Consider the following 21,748-nt stretch of genomic DNA (forward strand, 5'->3'; position numbering starts at 1 on the left):
CCCGGCATGGTGCGACAGGAGGCGGATGCGGTGCTGCGCCGCTGTGCGGACTGCGGTGGCTACGCGTACGGCGGTGCCCCCGCCTGCGCCCTTTGCCGGGACCTCGTGGACGGCATCGTCGAGGGGGAGTGGGCCGCCTTCCTCCGCCGGTGGGACACCCCGGCGGGCGGTGACCAGGAGCGCGCTCTGGCCGAGATGGTCACGGCCGAACCGGACCGGCACGACTGGCGGCTGGTGGACGCCGCCCTTGACCGGCTGGTGTGCCCCGACTGCGGTGACCGGCTCACCCGCGGCCCGGCCGGCTGCCCCTCCTGCGACCGGGCGCACGGCTACCGCTACGCCGCGATCGAGACGGACCGGCCGGGTGTCCCGCCCGGCAACGAGCACGCGATCCGGGTCAACGTCTCGGTGCTGCGCAGGCCGCAGGTCACCTCGGAGAGAGAAGTGCTCGTCCGGCGCCTGCTGCTGCCCCTCCTCCTGGCCGGGTTCCTGCCCACGACCGAGGAGGCCCAGCGGGTGAGCGCCCTCGTGAAGAAGAGCCCCCCGGGGCGGAGGGCTCAACTGGTCGAACAGGTCGTGGAGGCGCTGGCCGAGGACTTCAGCCGAACGCGTCGCGCAGCGCGGGCAGCAGGGTCTTCTCCGACCAGTCCAGATAGGCCGGCTGCGTGTCACCGCCGATCTGGACGAGGGCGATCTCGGTGAACCCGGCCTCGGCGTACGGGCGGACCGCCTCGACGAACGCGTCCGGGTCGTCACCGCACGGGATGGACTCGGCCACGTCGTCCTCCGTGACGAACTGGGTCGCCGCCTCGAAGGAATCCGGGTGCGGCAGCTCCGAGTTGACCTTCCAGCCGCTGCCGAACCAGCGGAACTGGGAGTGGGCCCGCCTGACGGCCGTGTCCCGGTCCGGGTCGTAGCAGACGGGCAGCTGCCCGACGCGGGGCTTGCCCTGACCGCCGTGCCGGTCGAACGCCTCCAGCAGCCCGGCCTTCGGCTCCGTGGCGATCACCAGGTCGCCCAGCCGGCCCGCGAGTTCGCAGGACCGCTCGCCGGAGACGGCGATACCGATGGGCGGCGCCTCGTCCGGCAGGTCCCACAGCCGGGCCGACTCCACGTCGAAGTGCGTGCCGCGACGGTTGACGTGGCCGCCCTCGAAGAGAGCGCGGATGATCTCCACGGCCTCCTCGAACATCTCGTGCCGCACGTCGACGGACGGCCAGCCGCCCCCCACCACGTGCTCGTTGAGGTTCTCGCCCGAGCCCAGTCCGAGACGGAAGCGGCCCTCGGACAGCAGTTGCAGGGTCGCCGCCTTCTGCGCCACCACCGCGGGGTGGTAGCGGAACGTCGGGCACGTCACATACGTCATCAGCGGGATACGTGACGTGGCCTGGGCGGCGGCGCCGAGCACGGCCCACGCGTACGGCGAATGACCTTGCGAGCGCAGCCACGGGAAGTAGTGGTCGGAGGTCACCGAGAAATCGAAGCCCACCTCCTCGGCCCGCACCACGTGGTCGACGAGCTCTCGGGGCCCGGCTTGTTCGGTCATCATCGTGTATCCGATTTGCACCATAACCGGCGAGTCCCCTGACAGAGAGCCCGGAAACGGCTCGATCAAGGTCAGCCAACGGGTGCAGGATGCATGCATGAGTGCTTCTGCCCTGCCGACGTCCCCTCCCGCCGCCCAGGGGGTCGACGCCTGCGGCCTCCAGGCCTTCCTCGACGCCCTCGAAGCCGCCCCCGAGATCGAGCCGCACAGCCTGATGATCATGCGGCACGGGTATCTGGTCGCCTCCGGCTGGTGGGCGCCGTACACCGCCGAGCGCCCCCATCTGCTGTACTCGCTCAGCAAGACCTTCACCGGGACCGCCGCCGCCCTGGCCGAGGCCGAGGGGCTGCTCGACTTCGACGCGCCGGTGATCTCGTACTTCCCGGAGTTCGAGGCGGACATCACCGACCCGCGCAGTCGGGCCATGCTCGTCCGGCACGTGGCCTCCATGGCGAGCGGCCACCGGCGGGACACCGTCGACGAGGTCTTCGGACGGGACGTCGCCGAGCCCGTCCGGCAGTTCCTGCTCCTGCCCCCGGACGGCGACCCGGGCACCGTCTTCGCCTACAACCAGCCCGCCACCTACACGCTCGCGGCGATCGTCCAGCGGGTGACCGGACAGCCGCTCACCCGGTATCTGCGGCCCCGGCTGCTGGACCCGCTGGGCATCGGCGAGGTGGCCTGGCTGCGGGACCGCACCGGCCGCGAACTCGGGTTCAGCGGTCTGCACGCCACCACCGACGCCGTCGCCCGGCTCGGACAGCTGTATCTGAGTGACGGGCTCTGGGCGGGTGAGCGGCTGCTGCCGCGGGGATGGGCGGCCCGGGCCTCGCGACCCCGCACGAAGACCGCCGGAGCCATGGGAGAGACGGACCGGCAGGACTGGGACCACGGTTACGGCTACCAGTTCTGGACGTCCCGGCACGGCTACCGGGGCGACGGCGCGTTCGGCCAGTTCTGCCTGGTGCTCCCGGAGCACGACGCCGTGATCGCGGCGACCGCGGCGACCGAGGGGATGCAGGAGTACCTGAACCTGGTGTGGAGACATCTGCTGCCGGCCTTCGGACCGGAGCCCCTGACCGGTCGTGAGGCCGCCGACGCCGAACTGCGGGAGCGCCTCGGCCGGCTCGCGCTGCCGCCCGCACCGGGCCGGGCCACGCCGGCGGAGGGGGACGGGGACTGGGCGGCCGCGCACTGCACGGCCTCCGTGGGCGCCGGACCGGTCCGCTCGGCCCGGTTCGTGCAGGACACGGACGGCTGGACGCTCGCGCTCACGGGGGCGGCAGACCGCCCGGACCAGCCGGACCGGCTGAACCTGCGCCTCGCGGGGGAGGGCTGGACGGTCGCCGAGGAACCCGTGCCGACCGCGGTGAGCGGCGGCTGGACCGGGCCGGGCACGCTGGCCGTGGAGGCGGTGTTCCTGGAGACCCCGCACCGTCTGGCGCTGACCTGCTCCCTCGCGGACCGGACGCTCACCGCCCACTGGCGTACCCGGCCCCTGCACGGCGGCCGGTTCACCTCACTGCGCGCCCCGCGCGGCTCAGTCTGAGCCGGGCCGGAAGGTCTTGAAGAACGTGCGCAACGCCACCTGGTTGGCGGCGTCGTCCCAGTCGGCGTCCGGGGTCGTCCAGCGCAGCGAGAAACTCCGGCCCTCGCCCAGCAGGAAGCCTCGGCCGTAGGTGTGCACGCGGGTACCGTCGACGTCCGCCGTCCACTCCATGTCGGCGGCCTCGCGTCCCTGGTACGTCGTCGCGCGGATCGCTCCGATCCGGTGGTAGCCGTCGGCCCGTTTCAGGTTCGGCTCGACGTCGTCCCGCCACACGGCCACGGGGTCCGGGCCGACGCGTGCGCTGTAGGTGACGGCCAGCGTGCGGTCGTCACCCTCGGCGCCGAAGACGACCCGGTAGGCCAGATCGCCCTGGCGGTCGGTGTCCAGCCGTTTCCAGTCCTCGGGGAGCGCGACGGAGAAGCCCTCCGCCGCCCGGTAGCGCTGGAAGCCGGCCGGCAGGGCCGTGGCCGGACCGGACGGCGTGGACGTGGGGGCAGGGGTGGGTGACGGGGACGACGGAGTGGGGGTGGGGGAGGGGGGCGGGCTGCTGGGCGCCCCGGAGGGTTCGGGGTCGCCGCCGGTGCCCTCGCCCGGCGTGGCGGCGGAGGCCGGCGGCCGCACCGGCGATCGGGCCGCGTCACCGCCGCCGTCCGTGCCGGGCAGCCCCTGGGTGGCGACGAGTACGGCGACCGCGACGGTGACGACGGCCAGGGCCGTTCCCGTCACCACGGTCCGTCTGCTCCACGCCGCATTCCCCGGCCGCATCGCGGTGTAGGCGCCCCGCAGCCGCGGGGCGGGCGCCGCGGCCAGGGCCGCCTCGGGGTCCTCCCTGAGCGCGCGGGTCAGGGCCTCACGCACCACCGGACGGGTCAGCCGCTCCCGTGAGTCCTTGCGGAGCAGCCCTTGCACGACCTGGGTGAGCGGCCCGGCCCGCACCGGCGTGCGCAGCGGCAGCCGGTCCACGCCCTTGAGGGTGTTCTCCGGTCGCCCCCGGTCACGGAAGGGCGGACGCCCCTCGACCATCGTGTAGAGGATCGCGCCCAGGGCCCACAGATCGGCCGTGGGGCCGATGCGATGGTCGCGGGCCTGCTCCGGGGAGGCGTACGCGGGTGCCGTGAGGCGGGGTGCGAGGGTCGCGCCGGCCAGGCCGAAGCCGGTGACGACGACCGAGTGGTCCACGCGTACGAACACCTGGCCGGGGCTCAGCTCGCCGTGCGTGATGCCCTCGGCGTGCGCGGCGTCCAGCACGTCGAGCAGCCCGAGACCGATCCGTGCCGCCCGCACGTAGCTGAACGCGCCCTGCTCCGAGAGGAGTTCACCGAGCGGGGTGCCGTCGATCCACTCGTTGACGGCCCACAGCGCGCCGCCCTCCTCGACGGCGTCGACGACCGTGGCGATCCGGCCGGGGCACAGCAGAGCCATGTTCTCGGAGGTGCGCAGCAGACGGGAGGCCGCCCGCCGCTCGGCCGCACGCGGATTTTCCGGAAGCCCGACCTGGGTCACGAGACACGGGCGGGAGATCTCACCGGCCCCGGTGTCCTCGGCGTACCAGCAGATGCGGTTGGTCTCGCGCTGGATGATCTCGAGCAGCCGGTACCGGCCGGCGACCAACTGGTGTGTGGAGACGTGCGCCCTGCCCATGGCCATCCCTCGCTGGAAACCTGGCTCTCACCTTTTCCAGAGGTACGGGGAGCGGGGCGGTCTGCGTTCAATCCGATCGCAACTCCGTGGTCGTTCTTGTCCTTTGTTCAAGAGAGGGGAGCAAGTGTGCGAAGAAAAGCGGCCTTTCACGGGCTCGGGTGCGGTTTCACCTCGGCCGCGCTGGGCACCGCGGGGCGCGGAGAATTCCCCGCGCCCGCCCGGAGATTCACAATTCCGGGCCCGGCCTGGCGGTAACCGGCGGTAAATCCGGGCGTGCCCAGCCTCTGTACTCGGAGCCCTCCGATGAATTCCGTGGCGGATTCCCCGAGAGGGACCGGGGCTTCAGCGCAGACCGAAGCGGCGCGACCAGGCGAACACGTCACCGGTCGTCGCGTTCCCCCCGCACACCACCAGGCCCAGCCGGGCCCCCGCGCCGACCCGCTCCAGGACCTGCCGGGCGGCGGGCAGCAGACAGCCGGCCGCCGGCTCGGCCCAGACCTTGGCGTGGTCGGCCAGATCCAGTGAGCCCTGCACGGCCTCCCGGTCCGGGATGACCAGCACCTCGGTGACCAGGGCGGAGACATGGTCGTACGTCAGCTGCGAGACGGACGGGGCACTGAGCGTGGAGACGATCGACGACAGGGCGACCGGTAGCGGGCCGCCCGCCGCCAGCGCCTCGGACATGGCCTGGGCGCCCTCGGTCTCCACACCCCACACCCGCACCCCCGGCCGGCGCGCCCGCAGCGCCGCGGCGACCCCTGCGATCAGCCCGCCACCGCCGATGCTCACGAGTACGTCGGTGAGTTCACCGGCGTCGGCGGCGAACTCCAGACCGACCGTGCCCTGTCCGGCGATCACCTCCGGGTCGTCGAAGGGGTGGACCAGCGTCAGGCCCTCCTGCTGGAGCCGCGTCATCAGCGCGAACGCGCCGTCCATGTCGTCGGTCAGGCGCACGGACGCGCCGGCCGCCTCCGCGATCTCCACGGCTCGGGCGGGCGCCGAACGCGGCATCACCACGGTGGCCTTCACATCGAGGGCCGCGGCCATGACCGCGAGGGCGATCCCGTGGTTGCCTCCGCTGACCGCCACCACCCCGGCGGCCCGTTCCGCCTCGCCCAGCGACAACAGCTTCGCCGTCGCCCCGCGCGCCTTGAACGAGCCGGTGCGCTGCAGCAGTTCCAGCTTCGCGGTGACCGGGGTGCCGAGCAGGGTCGACAGTCCCGGGCTGTCCACGGTCGGGGTGCGCACGACGTGCCCGGCGATCCGCCCGGCCGCGGCTTCGATCTCCGAGATGCCGATCATGACTGTCATCCTTCCGGCGCGGGGTCGCGGAGCACGCCGAGTCGAACCCTGACGTGCGAAAGGGGACGAGGTCAACGCGGTGTGCGAGGGGAAGGACCGGCCCGTGCGTGCGTGTGAACCGGCCCTGCCGTGCCGAGCGCCTCGCACCGGACGTGCTGAAGGCGGCCGTTCGGCTCGTTCAGACCTCGCGCCGTAGCAGGTAGCCGAGCAGCGACCGGAGCTCGCCGGCGGCCCCCGCGGCCATCGGCACTCCGGCGAGGGCTGTCTCGACGGCGGTGATGTGCCGCCGGGCCTCGGCCATGGCCGCCGAGCGGCCGCCCGCCTCCTCGATCAGTGCCGCCGCGCGGGACACGTCGCCGGATTCCAGGAGTGCGGCGATCCGGTCGCCCACCGGGGAGTCGAGTGCCACCAGCACCGGGAAGGTCTTCTTCCGCTCGCGCAGATCGCCGTGGACCGGCTTGCCGGTGACAGTGGGATCGCCCCAGATCCCCAGGACGTCGTCGACGATCTGGAACGCGATCCCCAGATGCCGGCCCACCCGGTCGAGCGCGCCGACCGTCTCGGGGCCGGCGCCGCCGAGCACGGCACCGAGCGCCGCGGCGCACCCCAGCAACGCGCCGGTCTTGTGCTCCGCCATCGCCCGGTACTCCTCGGGCCGTACCCGCTCCGGTCCGGTCCAGGGACGACCGGCGAACAGCAGGTCGTCCGCCTGCCCGCGCACCAGGTCGGCCAGCGCCGCGGACAGCGTCCGCACCGCCCCGCCACCTCCCGGCTGCGCGGCGAGCGTCTCCACGGCCAGCGCGAACAGGGCGTCGCCCGCGAGCACAGCGGGCCCCGTGCCGTAGGCCTTCCACACGGCCGCGCGGCGCCGCCGGTCCACGTCGCCGTCCATGATGTCGTCGTGCAGCAGGGAGAAGGTGTGCACCAACTCCACTGCGACGGCCGCCGTCACCCCGGCCCGCCCGGGCGCACCGGCCGCCTCCGCCCCGAGCACCGCGAGCGCCTGCCGTACACCCTTGCCGCCGGAGGCGGCGGCCGGCGCACCACCGACCTCGCACCACCCGAAGGAATAGGCCGCCATCTCACCGACCCAGGGGTGCAGCCGGCCGACGGCTTCCTCCAGAGCGGGCCGGACCAGGGCGCGGCAGCGGTCGAGAACCCGGAGCGTGTCGTCGGCACCGGCCAGGAGATCGTGTGTCCCGCCCTGGCGGGCCGCTCGTCCCGTACCAGGGGACAATGGCGTGCGCGTGGCCGGGGGCGAGGCTTTCGTGGTGCCCCGGAGCGCCGCGTGCACCGTCGTCGGCAGCGCCGTCACCGTGCCGCCTCCGTCGCCCGCGCGTCCGCCGGTATGCCGAGTTCCTCATGGGCCCGGGCCACCATCTTGCGGGCGTGCTGCAGACCGATGCGCTCCAGCAGGCCGGCGAGGTCGGCCAGTTCGGCCGCCGTCTCGGCGCGGTCGCGGCCCAGCCGGGCCAGGGACTTGGCGAGGCCCAGCCGGGACAAGGCCTCCCCGCGCGGCTCGCTCATCTCGCGGAACTCCGCGAGCGCCTGCTCGTACAGCTCGCGCGCCTGCGCGTAACGCCCTGCCCGGTACAGGACGTTGCCGCGCATCTTGTGGTTGTAGGCCAGCGCACTGGACAGCCGCATCGCCCGGCAGGTCGTCTCCGCCTCGCTCAACAGCTCAAGGGCCCGCTCGGTGTCCCCGTCACGGACCGAGACCACATCGGCCAGTCCGCGCAGCGCCCAGGCGTGACCGCGCCGGTCCTCGGCGCGAGCGGCGATCTCGGCGGCCTCCTCGAAGAGGGCGTACGCCGTGTCGTGGCGCCCGGTGTTGCGGTGCATCTGCGCGATGCCCTCCAGCGCCCACACCGTGTGCCGCGCCTCCCCGCGCCGCCGGGCCTCGGCGAGCAACTGCTCGTGCAGCCGCTCGACGGCCTCGTAGTCGCCCTGGATCCGGCCGGTCTCCGCCAGGCCTGCCAGCGAGTAGCCGCGGGCGACGACGTCCCCGCCGCGTTCGCCCAGGTCGGCCGCCAGCTGGAGCAGCCTTCGGGCCAGCCGGAGCGCGCCGCGCTGCCGGGCCAGCGTGCCGCCGCTCCACAGCGCCCAGGCCATCGCGGCGACGTCGCCGGCCTGCCGGGCCGCGCGGTAACTCGCCTTCCAGGCCCGGTCCGCGTCCTCGACCCGGCCCAGCCGGCGGTGCGCCTCGGCCACCGCCAGGCCGGAACGCGCCGCCTCCCCGGGCTGTCCGGCCCGCTCGGCGGCCCTCAACTGCTCGGTGCCGGCGGCCAGGACGTCGGTCAGAGAGGAGTTGACGGACAGGGTGGTGAGCGCGCCCTGGTACTCCGGGGCGAATGCCTTGCCGTACATCGATGCCTTTCGGTCCGTATGCACCCCATGTATACACAGTGCGTATACATGGGGTGTATAGAAGGGTGGAAACCTGCCCCGGCCCGAAGGCCGGGGCAGCACCTGTTGCCGATCAAGACGTCGGCGGAACGGACCGGGTTGCCTCTGAGGCGCAGATCACCGTGGGGGCCCCGCCCTGCTCGTGAACCGAGAGCTCGGGGAGGGAGTTCAGTGCTGACCGGCTTTGTGCGGAGCCGCCTCGCTCGGCCGGACGACGACGTATCCCTCACCCTGGAGCAGCAACTGCACGGCCTCGCCGGAGCCGCCGCGGAGCATGGACCCGATGGACTGTGAGCGGTGCAGCGAGGGCTGCAGGCCCGCGGTCCAGCCGACGATCGCGTCGGTGTCGACGTACACCGGGTACTGCGGTGAGACCGGGATGACGAGCGGGTTGCCCTCGCACACCAAGCCCAGCTTGCCGTGCCCGGTGAAGACGCTGTTGAACAGGCCGCCGCCGGTGATGCCGGCGCCCTTCACGGTCGCGATGCGGTACGACAACGTCGCGTCGAAACACAGGACGTTGCGGCCGTTGACCGTGAACTCGTCACCCGGTTCGACGTCGACGACGAAGCAGTTCTGCGCCTCGTGCGCGAACCAGGCCTCGCCCTGCCCGCGCACCGCCATCAGGGGCAGCCCTTCCCCGGTGACCGCGCGCTTGAGCATGCCGCCCACGCCCTGGCCCTTGCGCTCGAACTGGAGGTCGCCGCGATAGGAGATCATCGCGCCCTGCCGGGCGATCATCTCGCCGTTCACCGTGTACCGGATGCACTTGGCGTTCTCGACCGTCATGCCCGGCGCTACGGCCGGCTGCACCATGTGCTCACTGGAAAAGAGATCACCCTTCATACGGGCATCCTCGCGCGGAGTGTCTCGCTCCGCCAAGATCGTGCGAGGAAGGGGCGGTTGAGCTCGCGCGGTCGCCGGCGTCAACCGCGAAGAGCTGCGTCCAGTACATACCCGCGCGGCCGCCGTCGGCGCAGCCGATGGCGATGTGGGTGAAGCCGGGCCGGAGGATGTGACCGGCGACAACGACACCGTCTTCGACCCCTGCGGCATCCACGAGGTGGAGCGGAACCGCGGCATCCTTCAGATCGGCGCCCACCTGGGTACTCCGGTCGCCATGATCGAAATGCTCGCCCAGTCGCGACCGGGGCACGTCGGGTCGCCGCCCGCCCTCCCGAAGGCCTGGGCCGGTGACGGCCGCGTCCGGGGCGCCGGCCTCGTCCTCGGCCTGCGCCGGCCGAACGGTACGCCCGTCCAGGCCACCCCGCACAGCCTCGGCGGCCGCACCACTACGGTGGCGTACGCCGGGACGACCCGCAGGATCAGCCTCGCGCCCGGCGGCTCCGTGACCCTCCGACACCTCGCCCAGTGACCCCGCGCGCACACGACCGACCGGCCGAAGGAGCACCGACGATGCCCCGCACCGCACGCCCTCGCCGGCGCGCCGCCCTGGCCGCCCTCTCCACCTGTGTCGCGCTGGGCTGCGGGACCGGCACGGCACCCGGCGAGCAGCCGAGCCCGACGTCCAGCGGTCCGACAGCCGCCGGGCACGGCGTGGTCACCTGGGCCTCCTCCGCCCACCACGTCGGCGAGGCGGCCGACGGCCGGGGCTACCGGCTGATGGTGCACACCAGCGTCGGCGGCAGCGGCCTGCGGGTGCGGCTGTCCAACGCCTTCGGCGACCGGCCGGTGACCTTCGGCAACGCCCACGCCGGTCTGCGACGCGACGGCGCCGCGCTCGTCCCCGGCAGCAACAGGCGCCTGACCTTCGGCGGGGCCCGCTCCGTCACCGTCCCCGCCGGCGGCATCGTCTACAGCGACCCGCTGCCCGGCCGCGTCCCCGCCGCGCGCACTCTCGCCGTCAGCCTGTACGTGTCCCGGGCGAGCGGCACGCTCACCGGGCACTGGATGGCGATGCAGACGTCGTACACCACCGAAGGCGACCACACCGCGGAGGAGGGCGCGGCCCACTGGAAGCAGCGGACCGGCTCGTGGTTCTACCTCGACGCCGTCACCGTGCGGCCGCGCAAGGAGACAGGAGCCGTGGTCGCCGTCGGTGACTCCATCACCGACGGCCGGCAGTCCACGACCGACCGCGACCGTCGCTGGCCCGACTACCTGGCCCGCCGCCTGAGCACGGCCGGCGCCACGGTCGAAGGGGTGGCCAACGCGGGCATCGCCGGGAACAGGGTCCTCCTGGACGGCCCCGGGCAGAGCACCCTGAACCGCCTGCAGCGGGACGCGCTCTCGCTGCCGGGCGTGCGCACGGTGTTCCTCTTCCAGGGAGTCAACGACATCAAGGCCGAGCCCGGCGCCAAGAGTGCCGGGCTGATCGCCGGCTACCGCCGGCTGATCGACCGGGCGCACGCCGCCGGGAAGTGCGTCGTCGGCGCCACGATCGCCCCCTTCAAGGGCTGGCAGGAGTGGGACCCCGCGGGGGAAGCGGTGCGGCAGCGGGTCAACGCCTTCATCCGCGACAGCGGCGAGTTCGACGGGGTCGCCGACTTCGACCGCGTCCTGCGCAGCCCCGACGATTCCGAGCGGATCCTCCCCGCGTTCGACGGCGGCGACCATCTGCACCCCAACGACAAGGGAATGCAGGCGATGGCCGACGCCGTCGATCCGAAGACCCTCGACTGCGGGACGGGCTAGGGTCTGTCGAATCAGCCGGACGTCGACGGCTCCGGGGCGATGAGGCCCTCCCGGTACGCGATCGCCACGGCCTCGCCCCGGCTCGACGCGGCCAGCTTCGCCAGGATGTTGGAGACGTGCACGCTCGCCGTCTTGCCGCTGATGAACAACTCCTCACCGATCTGCCGGTTGCTGCGCCCCAGGGCGAGCAGCCGCAGCACGTCCTGCTCGCGGGCGGTGAGGACGGCGGCCCGGACGTCGCCGGCCGGCCGGTTTGACAGCCGGCCGCGACGGATCAGGGCGTCCACTTGTTCCCGCAGCGGCTTCGCGCCGAGGAGGTCCGCGGTCTCCCGGACCTCCCGGGTCTCGGCCGCCGCCTCCTCACGGCGCCCGGCCGTCACCAGGGCCTCGGCGTAGCGCAGCCGGCACCGCGCCCGCTCGTAGACGTCGCCGTATCCGAACGCCGTCACCACCTTCTCCCAGACGGCCGTCGCGTCCGGCCCCGCGGCGGCCCTGATCCACTCGGCCTCGGCCCGGACCAGCCACGCCTGCCCCTCGGGGCCCTGCGGCGTGCCGTCGTCACGGGTGGCCATGGTGCGCGCCAGTTCCACCAGTTCGGTCGCGGTGTCCGTCCAGCGACGGGCGCCGGCCTCGTCGCCGGCCAGTCGCTGCCCGACGGCCGCGTCGGCCACCGCCGACAGCGCCAGCGCGGCGAGCCGTACCGTGACGTCCGGGCGGGCGCCCGTCTCGTCGGTGAGGGCCGAGACCGTGGACCGCATCCACCGCACCGCGTCCTCCGGGTCCTGGCGAAGCGCCGCCGCGTCGGTGAGCACGATGCCCGCGACCAGGGTGGCCATCCAGTCGAATGGCCCCTCCAGCAGCGCACGGGCCCGGTCGGCGGCCACGAAGTCACCCCGAGCGAGCGTCACGTACAGCGCGGGACCGGCCGTGTACCGGCCGGCGGCCGGCAGCACCTCGGCGTCGGCGGCCGCGGCGCGCACGCACTCGTCCCAGCGGCCCAGCACGTTCAGCACCAGCAGTCGCAGGTAACGCATCTCCAGCGGATACGGCGACGACAGGAGACCGGCGCGCCGGGCCCGGTCCAGGCCCTCGGTCAGCCAGGGCACGCACTCCGCCAGGGCGCCGGACTCGTAACAGCCCATGGCCAGGTTGAACAGGGCGCGCAGTTCCACGGGCGCGTTGCCCGAACTCCTGGCCAGTTCCCGGGCCTTGATCAACCGCTGACGGCCCTCCGGGCCGCGCCGCCCCTCGCCGTCGAATACGGCCAGGGAGATCAGCAGGTCCGCCTGGGCGTCGCTCACCCGCAGCCGCTCGGCCACCCTGAGGGCCCGCCGGGCGACCTTCAGCGCGGTCTCGTTCTCCCCGACGTGGCGTGCGGCCAGGACATGAGTGGCCGCCGCCCACACCCACGTATGCGACGGAGGCTCCTCGGGGATCATGGCCAGGGCCTCGTTGCTGTAGGCGAACGCCGCCGTCAGGCTGTCCACGCTCAGCAGGTTCCCGGCGAGGGTGTAGCGGACCCGCGCGGCGAGCTCGGAGTCGGTGTCCTGGCCGAGCTCCGCCAGCGCGGACCGGGTGAGGGAGACCGCCCGGTGCAGCTCCCCGGCGTGCGCGGCCGCCGCCGACGCCCGCAGTGTCAGCGTCACCCGGTCGACGCACCCTCCCGAGGGCCGGGCCTCGGCACCGACCGCCGGCCACAGGTCCAGGGCCGCTTCGAGATGCCGCTGCTCCTCGGCCGGCGCACCGACCCGCTGGGCGTGATCGGCGGCCTCCAGGGACGCGGCCAGTGCCTCGGCGAGGTCGTGGCTCTCCCGGTAGTGGTGGGCCCGCTCGGCCGCGCTCTCGGGGCGCCGGCCGCGCCCGGCGAGCAGCCGCGCGAACGCGCCGTGCAGCCGCGCCCGCTCCCCGGGCAGCAGATCGGCGTAGACGGCCTCGCGGGCGAGGGCGTGCCGGAACGAGTACGTGTCGTCGTTCCCGGCGACCAGCAGTTGCCGCCCCACCGCCTCCCGCAACGCCGACTCCAGCTCCGCCTCCGGCAGCCCGGCCGCCTCCCGCAACAGATCGTGCTCCACCCGGCGCCCGGCGACGGAGGCGGTCCGCAGCACCCGCTGCGCGGTCTCGGGAAGCTGCTCGAAGCGCATCAGCAGCACATCGGCGAGCCCGCTGGGCACTCCGCCCGACTCGGTGTCGGTGGCGGCGAACAACTCCTCCGCGTAGAAGGCGTTGCCCTCGGCCCGCTCCACGATCCGCCGCACCGTGGCGTCCGGCAGCGGCCCGCGCCCCAGGGCCCGCACGAGCCGGTCCACGTCGGGGTCGGCCAGCGGCCGCAGCTCCAGCCGCTCGACCACGGGCAGCCGGATCAGCTCCGCCAGCAGCGGCCGCAGCGGATGCCGGCGGTGCAGGTCGTCGGCCCGGTACGAGGCGAACACCGCCAGCCGGTGCCGGAGCACACCACGGCCCAGCAGGAACCGCAGCAGATCCCGCGACGACTGATCCGCCCAGTGCAGATCCTCCAGCACGAGCAGCAGCGGCGCGACCTCGGCGACCTCGGCCAAGAGCCCCGTCATCCCCTCGAACAGGCGCAACCGCCCGTCCACGTCCCGCACGGAGCCGGTCCCTGCCCCCAGCAGCCGCTCGACCACCGGATGAGCGCCCAGGGCACCCGAGAACCGCTCGTCGGCGGCGAGCACCCCCAGGATCTCGGTGAACGGCAGATAGGGCAGTCCGACATCCCCGAGATCGACACAGTGCCCGGTGATCACGGTCATGCCCGCTGCGGCGGCCCTCCCTCCAACCTCGTCGAGCACCCGGGTCTTGCCGACGCCGGCGTCCCCCGCGATCAACACCGCCCGGGTCTCACCGCCTCGGGCACGCTCCAGCACGCCGGAGAGCCGGGCGAGTTCGGCGTCCCGCCCGACAACGGGCGCGGCCGATGGGGCCTGCTGCACAGAACCAACCTTCTCGTTCGGGGGCGCGGGGAACCGCGCGACCAGCCAGGAAACAACGAGCTGCCGCGACCGGCGCGACAGCCCCGGGCTCCTAGGCCCGCACCACCTCGGCCCAGTCCGCCGGCACCCGTCCCGCCGACCCCGGCGTGGGCTGATCGACCGGATGACTCACCGGCTCGGCCAGCTCCGGCCCACCCTCGTACAACTCGTTCGTCTCGAAGTTCCAGTACCAGTCCTCACCCGGTTCGAAGCTCTGCACGAACGGGTGCCCGGTCTCCCGGAAGTGCCCCGTCGCGTGCTTCGCCGGAGAACTGTCACAGCACCCCACGTGTCCGCACTGCGCACACCGCCGCAGGTGGAACCACCACCCCTCGGACGCGTCACACTCCGCGCACCCGCTGCCGCTCGGCGGCACCTTCGGGTCGATCCCCTTCTCGCCACTCATGCGGACTCCTCCTCGAGGGCTGTCAGCGGAAGCTGTACCCGCAAACGCGTGCCCCCCGGCTCTGACTCCACCTGGATGCTCCCGTCATGCTTGGTGACCACGGTCCGCCAGGAGATGTCGAGTCCGAGCCCGCTCCCCTCGCCCACCGGCTTGGTGGTGAAGAAGGGATCGAAGGTCCGCTCCCGGTCCTGCGCCGGGATGCCGACGCCCGTGTCCCGGAACTCCACCAGCAACCGGTCGTGTTGCGGAGCCGTCCGCACGGTCAGCGCCCCCTCCCCGCTCGTTGTCGATGAGGTTCGTCCACACCTGTTGGGTTCCGCGGGGTACGCCGGGATCCTCGGCGGCGTACGGTCGTGGTCCTTGACGACCTCGATCTGCTTGCCGATCTTGCCGGACAGCATCAGCAGGGTGGAGTCCAGGAGTTCGTGCGCGTCGGCGTGCCGGAAGGGTGCCCGGTCGAGCCGGGAGTACTGCTTCACCGCTTCGACGAGGTGCGAGATGCGCGGGGTCGAGCCGGTGATCTCGTCCATCGGCGACTCGGTCTCGACGGTGTGGTCGAGCCACCCGATCGCGCTGGGCAGGTTGTCCTCGTCCAGCGCCGCCGCCACCTGGTCCACAGATAGTGGTCGAGGTCGACGACGTCGATCGCGGCGTTCGTGTCCGCGTACGCGGTCAGCAGCACGCGTCGCGCGCCCGGGTGGACGTCCAGGGCCTGTTCGAGGAACTCGATGCCGTTCATCTGCGGCATCCGGTAGCCGGCCAGGACGACGGCCACGAGATCGCCGCGCAGCTTCAGCTCCCGCGGCACCTCCAGCGTGGACCCCCCGGACTCCGCCCGCACGGATCCGGTATGACGCGCCGTACCGCCGCCTCAGGTCCCGGGCCACGGCCCGGGAGACCCCCGGATCGTCGTCCACGGTCATGATCACGGACCGCACCGCGTCGGCGGCCTGCGCCATACGTCCCCCACACCGGGCGGTCGACTCACGGCGCGGCGTCCCCGGGGCACCGCACCCACCTCCGCCCATCGTATGTTCGATCGCCGCGCGGTGCTCCGATCCGCAGATCGACTCCGCCGGGGTGGGCCCCACCAGGGGTAGGGGAGACTGAGCAGCGGCACGTAGTGATCGCGACAAGGGAGGCAGCGGGATGACACGCCCGATCACCGCAGGGGTCGACGGATCGCAGGAGAGCCTCGCGGCCCTCGGCTGGGCGGCGCGGGAGGCGGTACGGCGCGACCGGCCGCTGCGCGTGGTGCACGCCTGGCGGTTGGAGCCGCGCGAGGCGCTCGCGGCGGGGATCGAGGGCGACGCGGACAGCCAGGCCGAGTGGGCGCACAGCGCGGTCGCCGAGGCCGTCGGGACCGTCAGCGGACGGCATCCGGACCTCGCGGTGACCACCGATGTCATCGAGGGCGCGGTCGCCGACACCCTGGTCGCCGCCGCGGCGGACGCCGAGACGCTGGTGCTCGGCTCGCGCGGGCACGGCCGCATCGTCGGGTTCCTGCTCGGCTCGGTCGGCCAGCAGGTGATCGCCGCGGCCACCCGGCCCGTGGTGCTCGTCCGGGCCGGCGACCAGCCCTCCTCCGAGGCCGCCGGGCGCGAGATCGTCGTGGGTCAGCAGGGCGCCCCGGAGGACAGCGCCGACGCGCTGCGCTTCGCCTTCGAGACGGCCGCCGCGCGCCGGGCGACCGTGCGGGTCGTACGTGCCTGGAACCTGCCGCCCGTCTTCGCCTACAGTCCCGGCTCGCTGAAGCTGCTCGACGAGGCCGGTGGACTGGAGCCGTACGAGAAGAAGAGCCTGTCCGCAGCGGTCCGGCCCTGGCGGGAGCGTTTCCCGGACGTGCCGGTCGAGGAGCACGTGGAGATGGGCAGCGCGAGTCAGGTGCTGCTGTCGGTGGCCGGGACGGCCCAGCTGATGGTCGTCGGCCGCCGGGCCCACCGCACGGCCGTCGGCGCCCGCATCGGCTCGGTGGCGCACGGGATGCTGCACCACGCGGACTGCCCGGTGGCGGTGGTGCCGCACGGGTGACGGCTCCGGTCGCTCACTCCGCCGTCGGCTGGAGCGTCTTGCGCGCCCTGGGCAGGATGTTCTTGATGTAGTCCTCGACGGCCGTCTCGATGCCGATGTCGTGCTGGGCCCGCTCGGACATGTACCAGCGGTGTTCGAGGAGCTGGTGGTAGATCTCCGCCGGGTCCATCGCACCGCGCAGTTCGAGCGGCACGGCCCGCACGGTCGGCCGGAACACCTCCCGCACCCAGCGGTGGGCCAGCACCTCGGGACGGGCGCCGAGGGGGTCTCCCGGGGCGTAGTCGTCCTGGGTCGCCATCCAGCTCTCCAGGTCGTTCAGCAGCCGCCGGGCCTGGTTCTCCTCCGTGTCCAGACCGGTCAGGCGCAGCAACTGCCGCTGGTGATGGCCCGCGTCGACGACCTTCGGCACGAAGCTGACCGTGTCGCCGTTCGAGGCGTGCTCGATCTGCATCTCGGCGACGTCGAAACCGAGGTCGTTCAGCCGGCGGATGCGGCGTTCTATGTAGTGGTACTTGCCGGCCGGATAGACGGAGGCCCGGGTCAGCTCGTCCCACAGGCCGCGGTAGCGGGCGCAGATCTCCATGCCGAACTCGATCGGGTCCACGGACGGGTGCAGCGCCCCGGAGGCCTCCAGGTCCAGCAGCTCCCCGCTGATGTTCACCCGGGCGAGGTCGAGGTCGTAGTCGCGCTGCCCGGCGCTGAGCTGCGGATGCAGGTCACCGGTCTCGGCGTCGACCAGGTACGCGGCGTAGGCGCCCGCGTCGCGCCGGAAGAGGGTGTTGGACAGCGAGCAGTCGCCCCAGGCGAACCCGGCCAGGTGCAGTCGTACCAGGAGCACGGCGAGCGCGTCCATCAGCCGGTGCATGGTGGCCGGTCGCATGGTGGTCTCGAACATCGAGCGGTACGGCATCGAGCCGCCCAGGTGCCGGGTGACCAGGACACTCTCCAACGGGGCGCCGCTCTCGTCGGTGCGGCCGGTGACCACCGCCAAGGGGTCCACCGCGGGGATGCCGATCCGGTCGAGGTCGCGCAGCAGCTCGTACTCGCGCAGCGCGGGCCGCTCGGCCAGTTCCTTCACGGCGATCACCTCCTCGCCGGCGCGGGAGTAGCGCACCACGTGCCGGGAGATGCCGCGCGGCAGCGGGACGAGGTACTCCTGCGGCCAGTCCTCCAGGGGCAGGTGCCACGGCAGTTCCAGCAAGAGCGCGGGGTGCTCGGGGTTCGTCGCGCTGATCTGCAGTGCCATGCGCCGGGTGTCCTTGTCTCGCCGCCGATCGTCGCCTCACTCTAAAGGGCGCGTTCCCGGGCCCGGTGCGCGGCGTCCCGCACCGGCCCGCGGTGGACCGGCCCGTGCCCGGGGAGCAGCAGATCGCCCTCCAGCCCGGCCAGGACGTCCAGGGAGGCGAGGGCGCGCGCCCGCTCACGGTGGAACATGTCCGGCAGCAGCTGCGGCCCCTCGACGCGCGAGGTGGGGTGCCCGCTGACCAGGGCGTCCCCGGAGATCAGCGCACCGCTGGCGGGCAGGTGGTAGGCGCAGTGCCCGTCGGTGTGGCCCGGCGTGTGCACCGGTACCGGCCGTCCCGGCAGGTCCAGGGCGCCCGCCGTCGGGAACGCCCGCGGAGCGGTGACCGGGACATGGGCCGTGCCGCCCGAGCGCAGCGCGTGCACGGCCCAGGGCAGCACCCCCGGCCGCCAGCCGTTCCTCAGCACCGTCCCGACGGAGACCTGGTGCAGGAAGTCGCGGCGGGCGTGCGGCACTTCGGCCTCGTGGAGATGGACGGGTGTGCCGTACGCGGCGCTCAGGTACTCGGCGGAACCCAGATGATCGTTGTGCGCGTGAGTGATCAGCACGGCCACGACCGCCTCCGGGGAGCCGCCCACCTGCGCGAGGGAGGCGAGGACCTGCTCCCGGTCACCGGGGTAGCCGGTGTCGACCAGTGTGACGGCGTCCCCTTCCGTGAGGATCACCCAGTTGGTGTTCGAACCGTGCACCAGGTAGGTGCCGTCCGCGACGTGGTGTATGTCCGCCCGCATGCTTCGCCCCGCCCTGGGTGGTTGCCGGTACCGGCTCGACGGGAGAAGGAAAGCAGACCCGGTGGCGGACGAAGGCGCCGGGTCCGCCTGAACCGGGCCGCGCGGCGGGGTCGTTCGGTCCGCCGTCAGCGCACGCCGTGCGGGCGGAACTGGATGCTGATGCGCGGCTCCGTCGCCCGGGTGCTCTTGGGGACGGAGTGCTCCCAGGTGCGCTGGCAGGAGCCGCCCATCACGACGAGGTCTCCGTGTCCCAGCGGCCGGCGCACCGTGTCCCGGCCGCCTCGCACCGGGCGCAGCAGCAGGTCCCGGGGCGCTCCCACGGACAGGATGGCGACCATGGTGTCCTCGTGCGCTCCGCGCCCGATCCGGTCGCCGTGCCAGGCGACACTGTCCCGGCCGTCGCGGTAGTAGCACAGCCCGGCCGTGGTGAACGGCTCGCCCAGCTCCTCGCCGTAGTGGGCACTCAACTCGTCCCGCGCGTCGGCCAGCACCGGGTGCGGCAGCCGGTCGTCCACGCCGTAGAACGCCAGCAGGCGGGGGACGTCGACCACGGTGTCGTACATCGTGCGCCGCTCCGCCCGCCACGGAACCTCCGCGGCCAGCTGTTCGAACAGTACGTCCGAGCCGCTGAGCCACCCGGGCAGCACGTCGAGCCAGGCGCCGAAGCCGAGGTGGGTCCGGCTGACCCCGTCCAGCGGACCGAGACGCAGCTCGTCGGCTTGGTCGAAGAGGGAGCCTTGCAGGTGCACACGGCCAGCCTACCTCCCAAATCGAAAACATGTTCCATCGAAAACCCGCCTCTTTCGATACACCGGTGTATCCAATACAGTCCTGTATCGAAAGGGGGGCCGGACATGGTTGCCGGAGGCAGTACCGGGCGCGTGACCAGGCGTCGTGTCCACACCCGCGCCAACTTGCTGGCCGCGGCGTTCTCCGTGTTCGCGGCCAAAGGCTTCGGGCACGTCTCGATCGAGGAGGTCTGCGAGGCCGCCGGCTACAGCAGGGGCGCCTTCTACTCCAACTTCTCCAGCCTCGACGAGCTGTTCTTCGCCCTCTACCGCGAGCGGGCCGATTTGATCGCGGAGCAGGTGTCCGGTGCCCTCGCCCTCGACGGGCCGGACCTCGACGTGCCGGCCGCCGTGGACCGCGTCACCGGCGTGCTGCTCCTCGACCGCGACTGGCTCCTGGTGAAGACGGACTTCCTCGTCCACGCGGCCCGCGACCCGGAGGTGGCACGGAGCCTGCTCGAACACCGCGCGCGGCTGCGTCGGGCGATCGCCGACCGGCTCGGCCGGGCCCGCGGGCACACCGCGCTGCCGGCCGTCCTGGGCGACACCGACGGCGCCGCCCGCGCCGTGGTCGCCGCGTACGACGGCGTCACCACGCAACTGCTGCTGGACCGGGACCTGGAGCACGCCCGCGCCTGGCTGAAGCAACTGCTCACGGCCCTGCTGACCGATGGCAGCGGCACCCTCGATCACACGAAGAACTGAAGAAGGGAACGGTCGCCATGGATGCCGATGTCATCGTCGTCGGAGCGGGCCTCGCCGGTCTGGTCGCGGCGCACGAACTGACCAGCAGGGGCCGGCGGGTCGCCCTCGTCGAGCAGGAGAACGCGGGCAACCTCGGCGGACAGGCCTTCTGGTCCTTCGGCGGCCTGTTTCTCGTCGGCTCGCCGGAGCAGCGACGCCTGGGCATCAAGGACTCCTTCGACCTCGCCTGGAACGACTGGCGGGGCAGCGCCGGCTTCGACCGGCTGGAGGACGAGGACTCCTGGGCCGTGCGCTGGGCGCGTGCCTATGTGGAATTCGCGGCGGGGGAGAAGCGGTCCTGGCTCGACGGGCACGGCATCACGTTCCTCCCCACCGTCGGCTGGGCCGAGCGCGGCGACCTGACGGCGCACGGGCACGGCAACAGCGTGCCCCGTTTCCACATCGCCTGGGGCACCGGCACCGGCGTCGTCGAACCGTTCGTGCGCTACGCCCGGCAGGCCGCCCGTGACGGCCTGCTCACCTTCCACCACCGCCACCGCGTCGACGCACTCGTCGTCGAGGGCGGCACCGCTCGCGGTGTGCGCGGCACCGTCCTGGCCGAGGACCCCGCGCCCCGCGGCGTCGCCTCCAGCCGCGACGCCGTCGGCGAGTTCGAACTCACCGCCCAGGCCGTCATCGTCACCAGCGGTGGCATCGGAGCGAACCACGACATCGTCCGCCGCCACTGGCCCGAACGCCTCGGCACCCCGCCCCGCGAGATGGTCACCGGCGTCCCCGCCTACGTCGACGGGCGGATGCTCGACATCAGCGCCGAGGCGGGCGTCCGGCTGGTCAACCGCGACCGCATGTGGCACTACACCGAGGGCCTGCAGAACTGGGACCCGATCTGGCCCGGCCACGGCATCCGCATCCTGCCCGGGCCGTCCTCCCTGTGGTTCGACGCCCTCGGCCGCCGCCTGCCCGGCCCCTGCCTGCCCGGCTACGACACGCTCGGTACCCTCAAGCACCTGCGCACCACCGAGGACATCGCCGGGTACGACCACTCCTGGTTCATCCTCACGCAGAAGATCATCGAGAAGGAGTTCGCGCTGTCGGGCTCCGAGCAGAACCCCGACATCACCGCCAAGGACCGGGCCGGATTCCTCAAGGAGCGCATTCTCGGCAAGGGCGCGCCCGGACCGGTCGACGCGTTCCTGCGCAAGGGCGCCGACTTCGTGACCGCGTCGAGCATCGAACAGCTCGTGGCGAAGATGAACGAGCTCACCGACGAGCCGCTCCTCGACGCGGCCGCGATCAAGCGACAGATCGAGGCGCGGGACCTGCAGATCGCCAACCCGTACGCCAAGGACGCCCAGGTGCAGGGCATGCGCAACGCCCGCCGCTACATCGGCGACCGCCTCGGCCGGGTCGCCACCCCGCACCGTGTTCTCGACCCGGCGGCCGGCCCGTTGATCGCCGTCAAGCTGCACATCCTCACCCGCAAGACGCTCGGCGGCATCCAGACCGACCTCGACTCCCGGGCCCTCGGGACCGACGGCAAGCCGGTCGAGGGGCTGTACGCGGCCGGCGAGGTCGCCGGATTCGGCGGCGGCGGTGTGCACGGTTACAACGCCCTGGAGGGCACCTTCCTCGGCGGCTGCCTCTTCTCGGGGCGGGCGGCAGGGCGGGCGGCGGCCGAGCAGACCGCCTGACCTCCTG

Annotated in this window: 18 protein-coding genes and 2 pseudogenes; 7 read left to right on the top strand and 13 right to left on the bottom strand. The window is 73.0% G+C overall.

The window, feature by feature from the left end:
• The first annotated feature begins 6 nt into the window (after window positions 1–6).
• A complete protein-coding gene (locus tag ACIQHQ_RS27985; RefSeq protein WP_402616637.1) occupies window positions 7–702 on the top strand; it encodes a hypothetical protein in 696 nt (231 codons plus the stop codon).
• Here ACIQHQ_RS27985 and ACIQHQ_RS27990 read toward each other — a convergent pair.
• Window positions 599–1,570: an LLM class F420-dependent oxidoreductase gene (locus tag ACIQHQ_RS27990; protein ID WP_402616640.1), complete on the bottom strand. Its 972-nt coding sequence runs from the start codon at window positions 1,568–1,570 to the stop codon at window positions 599–601. The two genes, ACIQHQ_RS27985 and ACIQHQ_RS27990, sit on opposite strands and share 104 nt — an antisense overlap.
• Before the next feature lie 73 nt (window positions 1,571–1,643).
• Here ACIQHQ_RS27990 and ACIQHQ_RS27995 point away from each other — a divergent pair, with 73 nt between their 5' ends.
• Window positions 1,644–3,095: a serine hydrolase domain-containing protein gene (locus ACIQHQ_RS27995; protein WP_402616643.1), complete on the top strand. Its 1,452-nt coding sequence runs from the start codon at window positions 1,644–1,646 to the stop codon at window positions 3,093–3,095.
• On the opposite strand, the gene ACIQHQ_RS28000 is transcribed toward ACIQHQ_RS27995, so the two are convergent.
• The 5 genes from ACIQHQ_RS28000 to ACIQHQ_RS28020 all read right to left on the bottom strand — a co-directional run bounded on the left by ACIQHQ_RS28000 (window position 3,087) and on the right by ACIQHQ_RS28020 (window position 9,290).
• The gene (locus tag ACIQHQ_RS28000; RefSeq protein ID WP_402616646.1) at window positions 3,087–4,736 is read right to left on the bottom strand and encodes a protein kinase; all 1,650 of its coding nucleotides are present in this window, start codon (window positions 4,734–4,736) and stop codon (window positions 3,087–3,089) included. The genes ACIQHQ_RS27995 and ACIQHQ_RS28000 overlap by 9 nt on opposite strands.
• A 342-nt stretch (window positions 4,737–5,078) precedes the next feature.
• On the bottom strand, window positions 5,079–6,038 hold the full coding sequence (locus ACIQHQ_RS28005; protein ID WP_402616649.1) for a threonine/serine dehydratase: 960 nt from the start codon (window positions 6,036–6,038) through the stop codon (window positions 5,079–5,081).
• 178 nt (window positions 6,039–6,216) lie between these two features.
• Entirely contained in the window at window positions 6,217–7,275 is a 1,059-nt protein-coding gene (locus ACIQHQ_RS28010; RefSeq protein WP_402616652.1) for a polyprenyl synthetase family protein, read from the bottom strand.
• A gap of 74 nt (window positions 7,276–7,349) precedes the next feature.
• Window positions 7,350–8,405: a tetratricopeptide repeat protein gene (locus ACIQHQ_RS28015; protein ID WP_402616655.1), complete on the bottom strand. Its 1,056-nt coding sequence runs from the start codon at window positions 8,403–8,405 to the stop codon at window positions 7,350–7,352.
• Window positions 8,406–8,612: 207 nt separating this feature from the next.
• A complete protein-coding gene (locus tag ACIQHQ_RS28020) occupies window positions 8,613–9,290 on the bottom strand; it encodes an AIM24 family protein (protein WP_402616659.1) in 678 nt (225 codons plus the stop codon).
• Window positions 9,291–9,459: 169 nt separating this feature from the next.
• Between ACIQHQ_RS28020 and ACIQHQ_RS28025 the strand changes: the two genes are divergently transcribed.
• A complete protein-coding gene (locus ACIQHQ_RS28025; protein ID WP_402616662.1) occupies window positions 9,460–9,819 on the top strand; it encodes a hypothetical protein in 360 nt (119 codons plus the stop codon).
• A 41-nt stretch (window positions 9,820–9,860) separates the two neighbouring features.
• Window positions 9,861–11,099, top strand: a complete 1,239-nt coding sequence (locus tag ACIQHQ_RS28030; protein WP_402616665.1) for an SGNH/GDSL hydrolase family protein — start codon at window positions 9,861–9,863, stop codon at window positions 11,097–11,099.
• A gap of 11 nt (window positions 11,100–11,110) precedes the next feature.
• Here ACIQHQ_RS28030 and ACIQHQ_RS28035 read toward each other — a convergent pair whose 3' ends face one another.
• The 4 genes and pseudogenes from ACIQHQ_RS28035 to ACIQHQ_RS28050 all read right to left on the bottom strand — a co-directional run.
• Window positions 11,111–14,047 carry an ATP-binding protein gene (locus ACIQHQ_RS28035; protein WP_402616668.1) on the bottom strand — a complete coding sequence of 979 codons (2,937 nt, stop codon included), beginning with the start codon at window positions 14,045–14,047 and terminating at the stop codon, window positions 11,111–11,113.
• Window positions 14,048–14,138: 91 nt separating this feature from the next.
• Window positions 14,139–14,492 (bottom strand): UBP-type zinc finger domain-containing protein, encoded by a 354-nt coding sequence (locus tag ACIQHQ_RS28040; protein ID WP_402616670.1) that lies wholly within the window; start codon window positions 14,490–14,492, stop codon window positions 14,139–14,141.
• A pseudogene (locus ACIQHQ_RS28045) lies at window positions 14,489–15,109 on the bottom strand (sensor histidine kinase); the annotation flags it as partial. The pseudogene ACIQHQ_RS28045 and the gene ACIQHQ_RS28040, both read right to left, overlap by 4 nt.
• Window positions 15,102–15,451: pseudogene (locus tag ACIQHQ_RS28050) on the bottom strand (response regulator); the annotation flags it as partial. The pseudogenes ACIQHQ_RS28045 and ACIQHQ_RS28050, both read right to left, overlap by 8 nt.
• 190 nt (window positions 15,452–15,641) lie before the next feature.
• On the opposite strand from ACIQHQ_RS28050, the gene ACIQHQ_RS28055 reads away from it, so the two are divergent.
• On the top strand, window positions 15,642–16,523 hold the full coding sequence (locus ACIQHQ_RS28055; RefSeq protein WP_402616673.1) for a universal stress protein: 882 nt from the start codon (window positions 15,642–15,644) through the stop codon (window positions 16,521–16,523).
• Between the two features lie 13 nt (window positions 16,524–16,536).
• Here the strand turns inward: ACIQHQ_RS28055 and ACIQHQ_RS28060 are convergent, their stop codons facing one another.
• From ACIQHQ_RS28060 to ACIQHQ_RS28070, 3 genes are all read right to left on the bottom strand, one after another.
• A complete protein-coding gene (locus tag ACIQHQ_RS28060) occupies window positions 16,537–17,769 on the bottom strand; it encodes a DUF4032 domain-containing protein (RefSeq protein WP_402616675.1) in 1,233 nt (410 codons plus the stop codon).
• A 41-nt stretch (window positions 17,770–17,810) separates the two neighbouring features.
• On the bottom strand, window positions 17,811–18,557 hold the full coding sequence (locus ACIQHQ_RS28065; protein ID WP_402616678.1) for an MBL fold metallo-hydrolase: 747 nt from the start codon (window positions 18,555–18,557) through the stop codon (window positions 17,811–17,813).
• A 125-nt stretch (window positions 18,558–18,682) separates the two neighbouring features.
• Window positions 18,683–19,306, bottom strand: a complete 624-nt coding sequence (locus ACIQHQ_RS28070; RefSeq protein WP_402616681.1) for an alpha-ketoglutarate-dependent dioxygenase AlkB — start codon at window positions 19,304–19,306, stop codon at window positions 18,683–18,685.
• Between the two features lie 105 nt (window positions 19,307–19,411).
• On the opposite strand from ACIQHQ_RS28070, the gene ACIQHQ_RS28075 reads away from it, so the two are divergent.
• Both ACIQHQ_RS28075 and ACIQHQ_RS28080 read left to right on the top strand, forming a co-directional pair.
• Window positions 19,412–20,050, top strand: a complete 639-nt coding sequence (locus ACIQHQ_RS28075; protein WP_402616684.1) for a TetR/AcrR family transcriptional regulator — start codon at window positions 19,412–19,414, stop codon at window positions 20,048–20,050.
• 17 nt (window positions 20,051–20,067) lie between these two features.
• A complete protein-coding gene (locus ACIQHQ_RS28080; RefSeq protein WP_402616687.1) occupies window positions 20,068–21,741 on the top strand; it encodes an FAD-binding dehydrogenase in 1,674 nt (557 codons plus the stop codon).
• Window positions 21,742–21,748: the final 7 nt, after the last annotated feature.

Origin of the sequence: Streptomyces sp. NPDC092370, from assembly GCF_044755265.1 — a bacterium.
Classification (GTDB): Bacteria; Actinomycetota; Actinomycetes; order Streptomycetales; family Streptomycetaceae; genus Streptomyces.